The sequence below is a fragment of the Leptotrichia sp. oral taxon 498 genome, assembly GCF_002240055.1.
Lineage (GTDB): Bacteria > Fusobacteriota > Fusobacteriia > Fusobacteriales > Leptotrichiaceae > Leptotrichia > Leptotrichia rugosa.
In genome coordinates this window covers 2,027,690-2,040,630 of record NZ_CP016753.1, presented here as the reverse complement: position 1 = coordinate 2,040,630, position 12,941 = coordinate 2,027,690, and the positions used below count along the sequence as shown (strand labels likewise).

The following is a 12,941-nucleotide window of genomic DNA, read 5'->3' as shown; positions in this document are numbered from 1 at the left end:
TTTAATTTCTCAATTTTTTTATTTCAGCTTCCAATTTATCTAGGAGACTGTCAAGTTGTTTGGAAACTGCTTCAATTGTAGATTTTTTACTCAAGTCTACTCCTGCTTTTTTTAATTGGTTCATTGGAAAATCATTTCCACCTGAACTTAATAGCTCGATATATTTTTTTAGTGCTTCAATTCTAGTGTTTTCATCTTCATTTTTTATCATTTTATCGTAAAGTATTGCCGATGAAGCAAAACAAGTTGCATATTGATACACATAAAACGATGAATTAAAGAAATGTGGCACTCTTGCCCAGAAAATACTTAATAGTTCGTCTCTTTCAATTTCGTCGCCGTAATAAGCCTTAAATAAATCTTCTGTTATCTTGCTCAAAACATCAGCTGTAATTGGCTGGCCAGTTTCCGCCAATTTGTGTGCCTGATATTCGTAGTCAGCAAGTAACGCCTGAAAATAGAATGTTCCTGTAATATTCCTTATCTCCTGTTCCAAAAGCGCTATTTTTTCAGTTGGATCTTGCGTTTTTTCAAGCATATAGTCAAGTAGGAGTCTTTCGTTAAAGGTTGATGCCACTTCCGCTACAAAAATTGTGTAATCTGATGTTGAAAAAGGTTGATTTTCTTGAGAATACAATGTGTGTAAAGTATGTCCTAATTCATGTGCCAATGTAAATACACTGTCAAGAGTCTTGTTGTAATTTAATAACATATATGGATGAACTCCGTAAACTCCAGCAGAATAAGCTCCCGAGCGTTTTCCTTGAGTTTCAAATACGTCAAGCCAGCCTTGTGAAATTGCTTTTTCCATTTTTTTTGTATAATCTTTTCCAAGCGGCACAATTGAATTTAAAACAATTTTTTTAGCATCGTCATATTCATATTCTTTATCAAATTTAACAAGATTTATCGAACCGTCATAGTTATGATATTCAGAAAGGCCCAAAATTTCTTTTCTCAATTTTATATATCGTTTTAGCGGTGCAGTATTTTCTTTTGCAGTATTTATCAAATTCAAATAAATATCTTCGGGAATGTTGTTATCTTCTAAGGCACTAGCTAAAAATGATTTATAATTGTAGGCTTTTGAACTTGCTACATTTTTTTGCAAAATTGAATTATAAATTGCCGCAATCGTATTTTTTCTTTTTTCAAAAATGCCGTAGTAATTTTCAAATATCAATTTTCTATCTTCCTGATTTCTATTTGTAGACACAACTTTACTATAATTAGCAGCTGTCGCCTGAATTTCTTCACCATTATTTAGTTTAATTAAAGGCCATTCTACATCAGTTACTGTTATTTCAGAATAAATACTTCTAGGCGCTGAAAAATATGAATTGTAATAAGAAAGCAGCTTACTCTTATCTTCGTCCAAAACATGACTTTGCAGTCTAAACAAGTTTTCAAGTCCAAATTTGTAATCTGAAAATTCTTTTTTTTGAATCCATTTTTCAATATTTTCTCTATTTTCAATAAGTTCTGGATTTGCCCAAGAGAGCTCCGTTCCCATTTTTGCAAACAAAAACTGAATTTTTTGCATATTTTCAGTTGCTTCTTTATCTGATGAGTCAAGGTCTCTTGCAAGTTGTGGGTATCTATAAAGCTTGTAACCGATTTTTTCTGACTCTTCCTGCTTTTTCAAAAATTCCAGAAGTTTATCTTCATTGTCAAATTTTCCTTTATATCCAACAAGTTCTTTTTGAATTTTTTCCATTTTTTCAAGATCTTCATTCCATTTTTCATAATTTTCATAAATGTCGCCTAAATTCCATTTATATTCCTTTGGTATGTCTTTTCTTTCCATATTTTTTTCCTCCTATTTTTTTATTTATTATTTATTTTTAGATAAAAATTTTATGTTTTTGATTAAAAATTTTTTTAGTGTTGGAAATTTATTGATGTATTTTATATTTTCTATATTCACATTTAAAATTTCCAAAATCATGGTTTTTCTTATTTCACATAATTTTTTATGATTTAAGTTTAATATATCTATCGTTTTTACTGCCATTTTGTACTTTATTCCAGTTTCATATTTAGGAATTATCTCACCTGTACTAATACTGTACTCGAAATATTTTTCCGGATCAATTTCAATTGGATTTATAAAATTATCGTCCCACTTATTTTTCTTAATTGAGCCACAAGTTTGATTTTCCAAACAGCCTGTCAAAAAATTTTTATATTCATGAAACAATTTAGGAAATTTATCTTTTGGTTTCACATGTTCAATCTGACTTTTTTCAACATTAATCTCCCTCTCACAATAAGGACAAAAATAGATTCCATCGAATTTCTGTTCATTTTCAAGCATATATTTCTTTAATTTAGTCTTTATTTCATAATCAAAATCCTTCCAATTTTTTAATTTACTTTTCCTCTTAAATTCTTTAAAAAACTCAGGCTCACTAATTTTGTTTACTTTCAGCATTTTTTCTCCCCTTTTTTATTTGTAAATCCATATCCACCAAAAATAAATCTCTATCATCTTCTCCTAAAATATCCTTTATTTTAGTATATTTTTCCTTAAATTCAGAATTTTCATAATTACCATTTTTAACCATTTCTTTTACCAAATTAAGCAAATTATTCACGCTAGGATTTCTATCTGTTTCTAACCCCATTATATCTTCAAGTATTCTTCCTGTAGTCTGTCCATATGAATTTCCAAACTCATCTCCCGTTTTAACTTTTACAATTCCATTTTCATTTTTTTCCAATAAAATTATATTCTCTTTTTCCACACTTCCTAAAATATGTGGCGAATGAGTTGCCAAAATAATCTGATTATTTCTACCAATTTTTCTATAAACATCAACAATTTTTTGCTGCCATTTCGGATGTAACGACAATTCAGGCTCATCAATCATAATTATGGAATTTTCAGGCTCCAGCATTTTTATCGCCAAAGTCCGTAAAAATAACTGCTTTTCCCCAGAAGAAAGTTCATTTATTCCAAATTTTTTCCCACTAGAATCAGTAAAAATCGGCATACTGTTCTCATCTTTCGATATTTCTGAAAGTTTCACATCCAACTCCAAAATTTCAAAAATCCCATTAATTTCCGCAAAAACTTTTTTTCTAACCTGTCCCATCGTCAAATTTTCTTCTTCATTCGCAACTTTTGAAATCCGTGTCGCAATATAGGATGGAATATCCTTAATTTCGTATGAATCTACGATATTAATAAAACTGTACTCTTTTTTCAAATTTGTTTGAGCTTTTTGAACTTTTTGAAAATTAATTTCAGTTGGAACATAAATTATTTTAGGAAATTTTTTCAATATTTTTTTAATTTCTAAATATTTTGGACTAAGAAATGCTCCTTTTGCTCCATTTTTTAGTTCATTATAAAAAACATCAATATTTCCTGCTGTTTTTATACTTTCATTTTCTATTTCTTCATAAAATAATTCAATTTTATTTTGACTTTTGTAAAACATTTCTATTTTATAAAAAAAATCTAATACACTTTCCAAAACTCTAGTTTTTCCACTCCCATTAATTCCAACCAGAACTACCAAATCCAAAACTTTTCTTTCTGACTCAAAATTTATATCTAAATTTTCAAGTCCGTTGTATTCTTTTATGTGAAGATTTTTTATTTTCATTTGTAATCGCTCCTTTCTTATAAATTATTTAACTTTTTTCAATTATCTCAATTTCCTCCTCATTCAACCCATACAACTCATAAACCATCTTATCAATTTCTTTATCCGTCATTTCAATCTCATTTTTTATTTTCTCAGCTTCTTCCTTGTTCTCTAAAAATATTTCTTCCTATTCCATCTCTTCTTTTAAAGATAATTTTATTTTCGATTTTTTCAATTCTTTTACAAATTCAGAAAATTTAAGTAAATACCAATCTTGTAATTTTGTCGTAAGTTTTTCTAATTCAAATTTTCTAGTTAATAATCTTTGAAATTTTTGGGATAATTCTTGAAGATTTTTGTTTAAAAATAACATTTTATCAGCTTTTTCGATAAAATGTTGTTGTTCTTGCAGCGAAATTTCTTTTAATTGTTCATTTATAATCATTTCTCCTGTTTTTTATTATTCATCAATCAAAAAATTTTTTATAAATAAAAAGCACTATTGCAATCGGAATAATCCATCCAGCAACCGACATAAATACTGAAAATGCCAGTTTTAGAAGTGCTATAATTGCAACTGCTCCGACAGCTATTCCTAAACATTTTAAAAATAATTCTAAATTTCCTTTTGGTGTTACATCTCTCATAATTCTCATCTCCTATTAAATATATTTTTTTATAAGAAGTCTTTCTTTACCTTTTTTTGTTTCCCCTTTTTCAGAAAAAAGCTTGTATTTTCCAAATCCTTTTATTGTAATCAGACTTCCAATTTCAATCAATTTTGATTTGTCTGTTTCCTTCGTGTAATCGACTAAGATTTTTCCTTTTTCAATTGGTTCTATAACTTTGTTCCTTGAAATATTTGTTATTGCACAGACTATGTTGTCAAGCCGTTTTGATGAAACTGTAATTAATTTGTCGTCATATTTGTATTTCGGTAAATTTTTTATTTCTTTTAAATCAACAATTTCGACTGTACAAGGTGCTTTTCCAATTTGTGTAAGCTCATTTGAAATAATATCGGCAATTTTATTTGAAACAGGGATATATCCCGCACCATTTTCTAAAATCAGATCTCCCATTAATTCTCTTTTTATATTTAATCCCATAAGACTTCCTAAAAAATCTTTATGCCTGTATTCTTTAAATTTTGAAGCAATCGAAATTTTTAGTAGTTTATGTGGAAAATCAAAAAAATTTTCAAAATCTTCGTTATTTTTTGGTATAAAATTATCGGGAACAAAAGCGATTTGTCGTCTATCACTGTTTTCAAAGATGCCATTTGTAATCACATTTAGACCATTTGCCTTTTTTTGAAACTTTTTCCAAAAATTTGGAGTATAAAATTCTTCAGAATAACTTATTATTTCATAGTCGCTGGCAATTTCATAAACATTAAAAAGTTTACTTGCCAAATATTCCAGCTCTTTTGAAAATTGCTTTAAAAATATTTCTTTTTTCATAATTTTTTTTATTAAATATTCTCCCATTATTCATTTTTTAATTTCTTAAATTTTCTTTCTTTTAATAAATTATATACAAAATTTTTGAATTAGTCCAGCTTTTTTCTTTAAAAGATAAAGTAGGAATAGTGTAAAAATTTTAACTTCAACATTTTTTTATTTATCGCTAAATATTTTATTCTGTGATAAAACAGGATATAAAAAAAATTTTTAAAATTTCACAAAAAAGACACAATTTTTTCATTTTTTTGTCAAAAATAAATGATACTATACATATGTTGAAAAAATAAGAAATAAATAAATCAAAAATATTTTGATTGGTAAGGAGAATATATTATGAAAAGATTAGGAAAAAAAGGAATAATGGGAATGGCTTTATTAGCTTCACTGTCGGTTTATGCAGGAGTTGCAGTAGGAGCTTCAAATACGAATGAAACTGTAAATAAAAAAGCGGATTGCAAACCGCTGCAGAAACTTGAATTAAAAAAAGATGCAAATGGAAATATGATTGCTCCAGATGGAACAATAGTTAAAATAGTTAAAAAAGAAGAAATTGAAAGTTTAAAAGCAAAATTAAAAAAAGGTGCAGTAACATTGACAGATGAAGAAGCTGAAAATTTAACTCAGTTGATTAAACCTCATTTTGATGGTCCTAAACCTGATGATAAAATGAGCGAAGAATGTAAATTAGAATTTGAGAAAAAATTTAAAGGCAAAAAAGCAGATAAAAATGCAAGACCTAGATTATCTAAAGAAGAAATTGATTCTTTGGTAAATTCAATAAATAGCAAAAAACTAACAAAAGAGGAATCAAGTAAATTAGTTCAGTTATTAAATAGACCAGAAAGACATCCCGATATTCGGTAAAAACAAAAATTAAAAAAAATGGCATAGTAAAAATAATAGAAATTCCCTTTTTTATAAAGTATTTTAGCTACTATGCCATTTTTTATTTTTATATAATAATTCAAAAATAATAAAAAATTTTTTAAATAGACTTTACAAATTAAAAAAAATGTTGTATACTAAGACAAATAAAAAATTAAAAAATAGGAGTGATTAAGATGGTAAAATTATTATGGTGGTGGCAAATTTTAAATACAATTTAATATTTTTCGCCATAAATTCGGGATAATTTTATTAATTAATTGCTAAAATATAAAATAAAAAAAACATTGGTGAACAAAATTTATCAATGTTTTTTATTTTTTTAAGTCCTTTATTCTACATTTGTGGTTTAAAGGATTTTTATTTTACAAATTTTAGTAAAATTACAGAAAGTAAAAATCTGACGGCAAATAAGAAAATTTTATTTTTAAATCTTAAAAAAATCAATCTAAAAAAATTTTTATTGGAAAATAAAAAATATTTGATATTTAAAAATAATTTTTAAAATTTTTACTTCACTATAAATAAAGTGTTTTATGGGAAATTACAGAAAAATATTAATAAAGATTTTGCCTTATAATATTCGTACAATCAAAGAAAGGAAAAATAAATTATGTTTACAAAAGAACCGATTTATTATTATTCAATTATAAGAAAAAATTTTCCAAATTCGTATCTTGCAGAAGACGAAAGACAAATTATTATTGGAATTGACTGCAATTATTTAGATTCAAATGAATACGACTTCAAAATGTTGAAAAATTACTATGAAATACTTTCCAAAAGAGAAAAAATTGCGCCATTTGCAGGACTTTTTGGAACATTTGCGTATGAAAGTATTCATTATTTTGAAAAAATAGAAAATGTTGAAAATTCTCAGTTTGAATTTCCAAAGTTCATTTTTGCCAATGCGAAGGCTTATTTGCACTATTCAAAAGTGAGTAAAGATTATTCATTTTACGGAAATAAAAAATATTTTGATAATTTAAAAGAAAAAAATAAAGAAGAAGAAGAAAAACAAGAAAAAGCAAAAGAAAAATTAAAAAATAAAAAAGAAATTTATTATTCTGTTAAGACAAATTTAGATGATGAAAAAAATCATTTTTATGAAATAGTTGAAAAAGCGAAAGAATATATAAAATCTGGAGATATATTTCAAGTTGTTTTGAGTGAACAGTTGAAGTTAGAAACAAATATGGATTCGTTAGAATTTTACAGATATTTGTCTAAAGCAAATCCATCACCGTATATGTTCCATTTCCCAACAAAATATGGAGATGTGGTTGGTTCAAGTCCAGAAATATTAGTTGAAATTACATCGGATAACATCTATATCGCTCCAATTGCAGGAACTCGTCCGAGAGGAAAAGATGCCAATGAAGATGTATTCTTGGCAAATGATTTGTTAAATGACGAAAAAGAATGTGCTGAACATAGAATGCTTGTGGATTTGGCTCGAAACGACGTGGGAAAATTTGCGGAAAAAGGAAGTGTCGTGGTAAAAAATCTTATGCACATTAAAAATTATCAGCATGTTATGCACATTGTGTCAGAAGTTTATGGAAAAAAAAGAAAAGATGTGTCGGTATTTGACGTGATTTCCCTTGCTCTTCCTGCTGGAACGCTCTCTGGCTCACCAAAAATTCGTGCAATGCAGATAATTTCAGAATTTGAGATTTACAAGCGAAATGTATATGGCGGAGGAATTGGATTTTTACGGTTTAATGGAGATGTGCAAATTGCGATTGTGATTAGAACAGCGTTTTTTGAAAATAAAAATTGCGATATTAATAAGATTGATGAAAAAAGAACTGTGTTTATTCAAGCGGGAGCGGGAATTGTGTTTGACTCAGTAAAAGAGAATGAATACAAGGAAATTTGCAATAAAAGAGCGTCTATTATAGGGGTTTTTGAAAAAAATGCCAAAAAAATATAGTTTTTTTAAATTGTAATTAAAGTTATAAAAAAGTTTAAGAAATAAAATTTTTTCAAAATAAAAAATCAAAAAAATAAAATTTTGCAAATAAAAAAATTTTTTGTAGAATAGGAGAAAATATGATTTTAATGATAGATAACTACGATTCATTCGTGTTTAATGTGGAGCAATATTTAAAGGAGCTGTCTTGCGAAGAAGTTAAAACAGTGAGAAATGATGAAATTTCGATAGAAGAAATTAGAAAATTAAATCCAAGTAAAATAGTTTTGTCGCCTGGACCAAAGCATCCGAAAGATAGCGGAGTTTGTCTTGAGATTTTGAAAGAAATCGAAGATATTCCAATTTTAGGAATTTGTCTGGGACATCAAGCGATTGGATATACATTTGGTTCACAAATAAAAAGAATGGAAAATCCAATGCACGGGAAGTCTTCAGAAATTGAAGTTCTTTACGATAATTCAAAATTGTTTCGTGATTTACCTAAAAAGTTTAATGTAATGCGTTATCACTCACTTTATGTGGATGAAGATACACTAAGTCCAGATTTAATCGTTGCAGCAAAGTCAAAAGATGGCGTAATTATGGCGATTGAACATAAAAATAAAGACATTTATGGAATACAATTTCATCCTGAGTCATTTTTTACGGAATATGGTAAAAAAATAATAGAAAATTTTGTAAAACTTGATAATAAAAATAAAAGAGAAGTAGAGATAAAAAAGGAGTTAAAAAATATGGAAAAAAATGAAAGTTTGAAAAAATATTTGAAGAAACTGCAAGACAATATTTCGCTTACAGATTCTGATTTTAGGGAAATTTGTGAAATCATTGACAGCAAGAACTACAATATTGTGCAACTGGGAGCACTTCTTGTACTAATTTCAGAAAAAAGTCTTTATCCAGAGTCGCTTACGGCTTTTGTAAAAAATATTTTGGCTTACAGTACGACATTTGAGGATGAAAGTGATATGATAGATGTTTGTGGGACTGGTGGAGATGGATTTAAAACGATAAATGTTTCTACAGCAGTGGCATTTATTTTGGGAGCGATGGGCATAAAAGTCGCAAAACACGGAAATCGTGCGGTTTCAAGTAAGAGTGGAAGTAGCGATGTATTGGATAAATTGGGTGTACCGCTTGAAAATAATTTGATAAATCAAATAAATAAACTTGAAAATAAAAATCTTGCCTTTTTCCATGCGCCATTTTTCCATAAATTGGTGGGAGAAGTGAGAGAAGTTAGAGGAGAGCTTGGAATAAGAACTGTCTTCAATGTTTTAGGGCCTTTGTTGCATCCTAACAGAAAATTAAAATATCAGTTGGTTGGGCTTTATCACGAACCTGTTCATAGATTGTACGCTGAAACATTACAATTATTGGGAAGAGAACATGCGTTGGTTGTTCGTGGAAATGATGGACTTGATGAAATTACGATTTGTGACGATACAAAAATTATCGAAGTAAAAAGAGATCAAATTCTAGAATATACAATTTCGCCTGAAAGTTTTGGCTTTAAACGGGCTTTTCATTCTGAAATCGAAGGTGGAACAGCAGAAGAAAATGCTGAAATTTTAAAAAGAATATTAAAAGGTGAAGAAAAATCAGCAAAATTCGATATAGTTGTATTAAATGCGATGTTTGGACTTTATACTGCAAATATGGTGGATCATCCTGCAAAGGCAAAAGAATTGATTTTGGAAGCGATTGAGAGTGGGAAGGTTTATGAGTTTTATGAAAACTATACAAAGTAAGTATTTGATTTTAGTAACTTTAATATTGGCTATTTTAGGATTTTTTCTTTATAGTACCAGTACAAGAAAAATCAATTTTAATCCTGAAAAAATTGCTAGAATAGAAGTTTTTAGCAAAGAGAGAAAAATTAAAGATATAAATTCTCCTAATAAAATAGATGACATTGTAAAAATATTGAAACAATTGAGAAGCAGAACAGAATCTGTAAATGATTTTCCAAATCTAGAAAAATATTATTTGTTAAAAATTGAAGAACTAAATGTTTATATTTATGAGAATGATAAAAAATATTATGTAGAAGTTCCGTATAATGCTATTTATCTAATAAACAAAATTCAATATAATAAATTGTTAGAAATAGTGAAATAGTATTGTAAAATATAACTGAAAAAAATATAATTTTGAAATTTATGTTATAAAAAGGATTTAAATTTAAAATTTTTCTAATAAAAATTATTTAGTTTTCCTAAAATTATAAAAAATAAGAAAAAAGGGTGATTAAGTGAAATTGTATCATGGAAGTAATGTCAAAGTAAAAAATCCTAGAATTATCACAAATACTAGGCTCTTAGATTTTGGATATGGTTTTTATCTAACTTCGGATTTTAAACAGGCTAAAAAATGGGCAAAGCTGACTCAAAAACGGAGACAACAAGGAATTGCAACAGTTTCCGTGTATGAAATAAGCAAGGAGCAATTAAAGAATTTGAAAGTTTTATATTTTGAATCAGCCAATAGAGAATGGCTTAAATTTGTTACTCAAAATAGGAGCAATAATATAATAAATAATGAAAATTGGGATATTATAATAGGACCTGTTGCAAACGATAATACAATGCCTGTTATCAATCTCTATTTAAATGGAATCTACGATGAAAACGAGGCTTTAAAAAGACTTTTACCTCAAAATCTTAAAGATCAGTATACTTTTAAAACAGAAAAGGCTCTTAAATATTTAAAATTTTTGGAGGTGGAATTATGAATATGAAAACAATTTTTTCAGATATATTGGAAAAATATGATACTCAAATCATAAGATTAATTGTTGAAAAATACGGTTTTAATGAAATGGAAGCGTTAAGAAAGTTTTTTTATTCAGAAACATATAAAATGCTTTCAAATTTTGAATTAGAAATGTGGGATTTTAGCCCTCTTGTAATTTTTGATATGTGGGAAAATGAGCAGGTAACTGGAAATCCTAGAAATTCACTATATATGAGAGATGATTACTATGTCTAAAGAAATGAATTTTTTTATATATTTATTGGAAAAATATGCAGATAAAAAAAATAAAAATGCGAGTGATATTTTAAAAGAATGGGATAAACTTAATATAACACAATTAATATACAGTATGTACGAAAAATATCATACGGAAACTTTAGAAAACGCATTTGAAGATATTGATAAAATTATAGAAAGTAAGAGAAATTGAAAATATGATAAAAACTTTATATAAAGAAAAATGTTTGAGGTATTTTATAGTACCTGACATAATATCTATAATTATTTTTTTATTTTATGTTCCAGTAGATCCTTTATGGATTTTGACTGATCTCCTTAATAATACGATTAAAAATAGATTTTGGAATCTTCCTATAAGTTGGATTTTATTTAAAATAATAATTATATACTTCAGTTTTAAAACGCTTGAAAAAATAAATAGAATTAAAGATAAAGAAAAAAGAAAAAAATATAAAATTAAATTAAAAATAATAATTTTTTTTACACATGTAATCGTGTTGGGAATTTTTATTAAGTTTATTGATAAAATTATATTTTATTGAAAGGGAAAATATGGATATTTTAGAAAAAATAAAAATTAAAAGAGATATACAGCTTGAAGAAGAATTAAAGTCTTTTAAGCAACCATCTTTAAAAAAGGCACTTAATCAAAAAGGAATTCAGATTATTGGGGAAATTAAGAGAGCTTCTCCATCGAAGGGAAAAATTGCAAAAGATGATTTTGATTTGTTAAAACAAGCTCAAAGTTATGTGGATAAAGGGGTTGCAGCTTTTTCGATATTGACAGAAAAAGAATATTTTAAAGGGGAGAATGAGTTTATAAAAATTGTTCGGGAAAAATTTCCAGAAATGCCGATTTTGAGGAAGGATTTTATTTATACTCTGTTTCAGGTGGCGCATGCTAAGTTTTTAGGGGCTTCGGCAATACTTCTTATTGTGAGAATGTTGGATGATAAGACTTTGTGTGAGTTGCATAAATTGGCACATGATTTGGAGCTTGATGTTTTGGTTGAAATTCATGATGAGGTTGAGTTGGAACGAGCTTTAAAGATACCTGACTTGGAAATTTTGGGAGTGAATAATAGAAATCTTGATACTTTTGAAGTGGATATTTTGACAACAAAAAAATTGGTAGATAAAATTCCAGCTGAAATGAAAGAAAAACTTATTCTTGTTGGAGAAAGCGGTTTTATGACAAAAGATGATTTGGAATATGCAAAAACTATTGGAGTTGATGGTCTTTTGATTGGGGAAGCGCTTATGAGAGGAAATTTGAATTTTGAAAAAATTTAAAAAATAATATAAATTTTTGAATTTATTGAATTGAGAGGAGATGCGTTGGAAAAGAATAAAACTTTACTAAAAATTTGTGGGATTCGGTCGATTGAGGAAATGGAAGAATTAAAAGGACTTGACATTGATTATATTGGATGTATTTTTGCAAAAAGTCCAAGGCAAGTGAATATTGAAATTGCAAGTCAAATTGTAAAAATTGCGCATAAAAATGAAAAAAAAGTCGTTGGCGTGTTTGTAAATGCAATGATTAGAGATATTGTGAGAATTGTGGAAACGCTTAAAATTGATGTTGTACAGCTTCACGGAAATGAAACAGCGGAATATTGTGAAGAGCTGGGAAAAGCGCTTGAGAGAATTCATAAAAATTATTTGAATGATTTGAAAAATGATGTAAAAAGTATTAAAGATAAAACTGTGATTTGGAAAAGTTTTGCTGTGAAAAATAAACTTCCAAATATCAATGATTATAAATCATTTATCGAATATCCACTTTTTGAAACAAAAGGCGAAAAAGCGGGTGGAAATGGAAAAACTTTTAATTGGCAAATTTTAAAGGAAGTGAGTCCATATTCATTTATTTTAGCTGGAGGAATCTCAACAGAAAATGTGGAAGCAGCAATATCTTATAGACCAGCGGTAGTTGATGTAAATAGCAAAGTTGAAATTGATAACAGAAAAAATAAAAAATTAGTAGAAAAAATAATTGAAATTGTAAAAAGTTAAGTTAAAATAAAAATTAGGTAATAGCGATATTTATATATTAAG

The 12,941-nt window shown here is 27.4% G+C and carries 15 protein-coding genes; 9 read left to right on the top strand and 6 right to left on the bottom strand.

Going from position 1 to position 12,941, the window contains the following annotated elements; translation table 11 throughout:
* Nucleotide 1: 1 nt before the first annotated feature.
* The 6 genes from pepF to BCB68_RS09995 all read right to left on the bottom strand — a co-directional run bounded on the left by pepF (nt 2) and on the right by BCB68_RS09995 (nt 5,086).
* Nucleotides 2-1,807 carry an oligoendopeptidase F gene (gene pepF, locus BCB68_RS10020; protein WP_094080647.1) on the bottom strand — a complete coding sequence of 602 codons (1,806 nt, stop codon included), beginning with the start codon at nt 1,805-1,807 and terminating at the stop codon, nt 2-4.
* 27 nt (nt 1,808-1,834) lie between these two features.
* Complete coding sequence (locus BCB68_RS10015; RefSeq protein ID WP_094080646.1) at nt 1,835-2,434, bottom strand: retron system putative HNH endonuclease; 600 nt, start codon at nt 2,432-2,434, stop codon at nt 1,835-1,837.
* On the bottom strand, nt 2,412-3,614 hold the full coding sequence (locus BCB68_RS10010) for an AAA family ATPase (protein ID WP_094080645.1): 1,203 nt from the start codon (nt 3,612-3,614) through the stop codon (nt 2,412-2,414). The genes BCB68_RS10015 and BCB68_RS10010 overlap by 23 nt, the downstream gene beginning before the upstream one ends.
* Before the next feature lie 169 nt (nt 3,615-3,783).
* Complete coding sequence (locus tag BCB68_RS10005; protein WP_094080644.1) at nt 3,784-4,041, bottom strand: hypothetical protein; 258 nt, start codon at nt 4,039-4,041, stop codon at nt 3,784-3,786.
* 22 nt (nt 4,042-4,063) lie between these two features.
* On the bottom strand, nt 4,064-4,243 hold the full coding sequence (locus tag BCB68_RS10000) for a hypothetical protein (RefSeq protein WP_094080643.1): 180 nt from the start codon (nt 4,241-4,243) through the stop codon (nt 4,064-4,066).
* A 15-nt stretch (nt 4,244-4,258) separates the two neighbouring features.
* The gene (locus tag BCB68_RS09995; protein WP_237048636.1) at nt 4,259-5,086 is read right to left on the bottom strand and encodes a YlmH family RNA-binding protein; all 828 of its coding nucleotides are present in this window, start codon (nt 5,084-5,086) and stop codon (nt 4,259-4,261) included.
* Between the two features lie 309 nt (nt 5,087-5,395).
* Here BCB68_RS09995 and BCB68_RS09990 point away from each other — a divergent pair, with 309 nt between their 5' ends.
* The 9 genes from BCB68_RS09990 (at nt 5,396) to BCB68_RS09940 (ending at nt 12,899) form a co-directional block, all read left to right on the top strand.
* The gene (locus tag BCB68_RS09990; protein WP_094080642.1) at nt 5,396-5,926 is read left to right on the top strand and encodes a hypothetical protein; all 531 of its coding nucleotides are present in this window, start codon (nt 5,396-5,398) and stop codon (nt 5,924-5,926) included.
* A gap of 634 nt (nt 5,927-6,560) precedes the next feature.
* Nucleotides 6,561-7,883: a chorismate-binding protein gene (locus BCB68_RS09980; RefSeq protein WP_094080640.1), complete on the top strand. Its 1,323-nt coding sequence runs from the start codon at nt 6,561-6,563 to the stop codon at nt 7,881-7,883.
* 119 nt (nt 7,884-8,002) lie between these two features.
* Nucleotides 8,003-9,634: an anthranilate phosphoribosyltransferase gene (gene trpD / locus BCB68_RS09975; RefSeq protein ID WP_094080639.1), complete on the top strand. Its 1,632-nt coding sequence runs from the start codon at nt 8,003-8,005 to the stop codon at nt 9,632-9,634.
* Complete coding sequence (locus tag BCB68_RS09970; protein ID WP_068154132.1) at nt 9,606-10,004, top strand: DUF5301 domain-containing protein; 399 nt, start codon at nt 9,606-9,608, stop codon at nt 10,002-10,004. Before trpD ends, BCB68_RS09970 begins: the two co-directional genes overlap by 29 nt.
* A 133-nt stretch (nt 10,005-10,137) precedes the next feature.
* Nucleotides 10,138-10,617 (top strand): DUF3990 domain-containing protein, encoded by a 480-nt coding sequence (locus BCB68_RS09965; RefSeq protein ID WP_094080638.1) that lies wholly within the window; start codon nt 10,138-10,140, stop codon nt 10,615-10,617.
* A complete protein-coding gene (locus BCB68_RS09960; RefSeq protein ID WP_015769084.1) occupies nt 10,614-10,874 on the top strand; it encodes a hypothetical protein in 261 nt (86 codons plus the stop codon). The genes BCB68_RS09965 and BCB68_RS09960 overlap by 4 nt, the downstream gene beginning before the upstream one ends.
* Entirely contained in the window at nt 10,867-11,070 is a 204-nt protein-coding gene (locus tag BCB68_RS09955) for a DUF3791 domain-containing protein (RefSeq protein WP_068154129.1), read from the top strand. Before BCB68_RS09960 ends, BCB68_RS09955 begins: the two co-directional genes overlap by 8 nt.
* Before the next feature lie 362 nt (nt 11,071-11,432).
* Nucleotides 11,433-12,173: an indole-3-glycerol phosphate synthase TrpC gene (locus BCB68_RS09945; RefSeq protein WP_094080833.1), complete on the top strand. Its 741-nt coding sequence runs from the start codon at nt 11,433-11,435 to the stop codon at nt 12,171-12,173.
* Between the two features lie 45 nt (nt 12,174-12,218).
* Nucleotides 12,219-12,899, top strand: a complete 681-nt coding sequence (locus tag BCB68_RS09940) for a phosphoribosylanthranilate isomerase (RefSeq protein ID WP_237048635.1) — start codon at nt 12,219-12,221, stop codon at nt 12,897-12,899.
* The last annotated feature ends 42 nt before the right edge of the window (nt 12,900-12,941 follow it).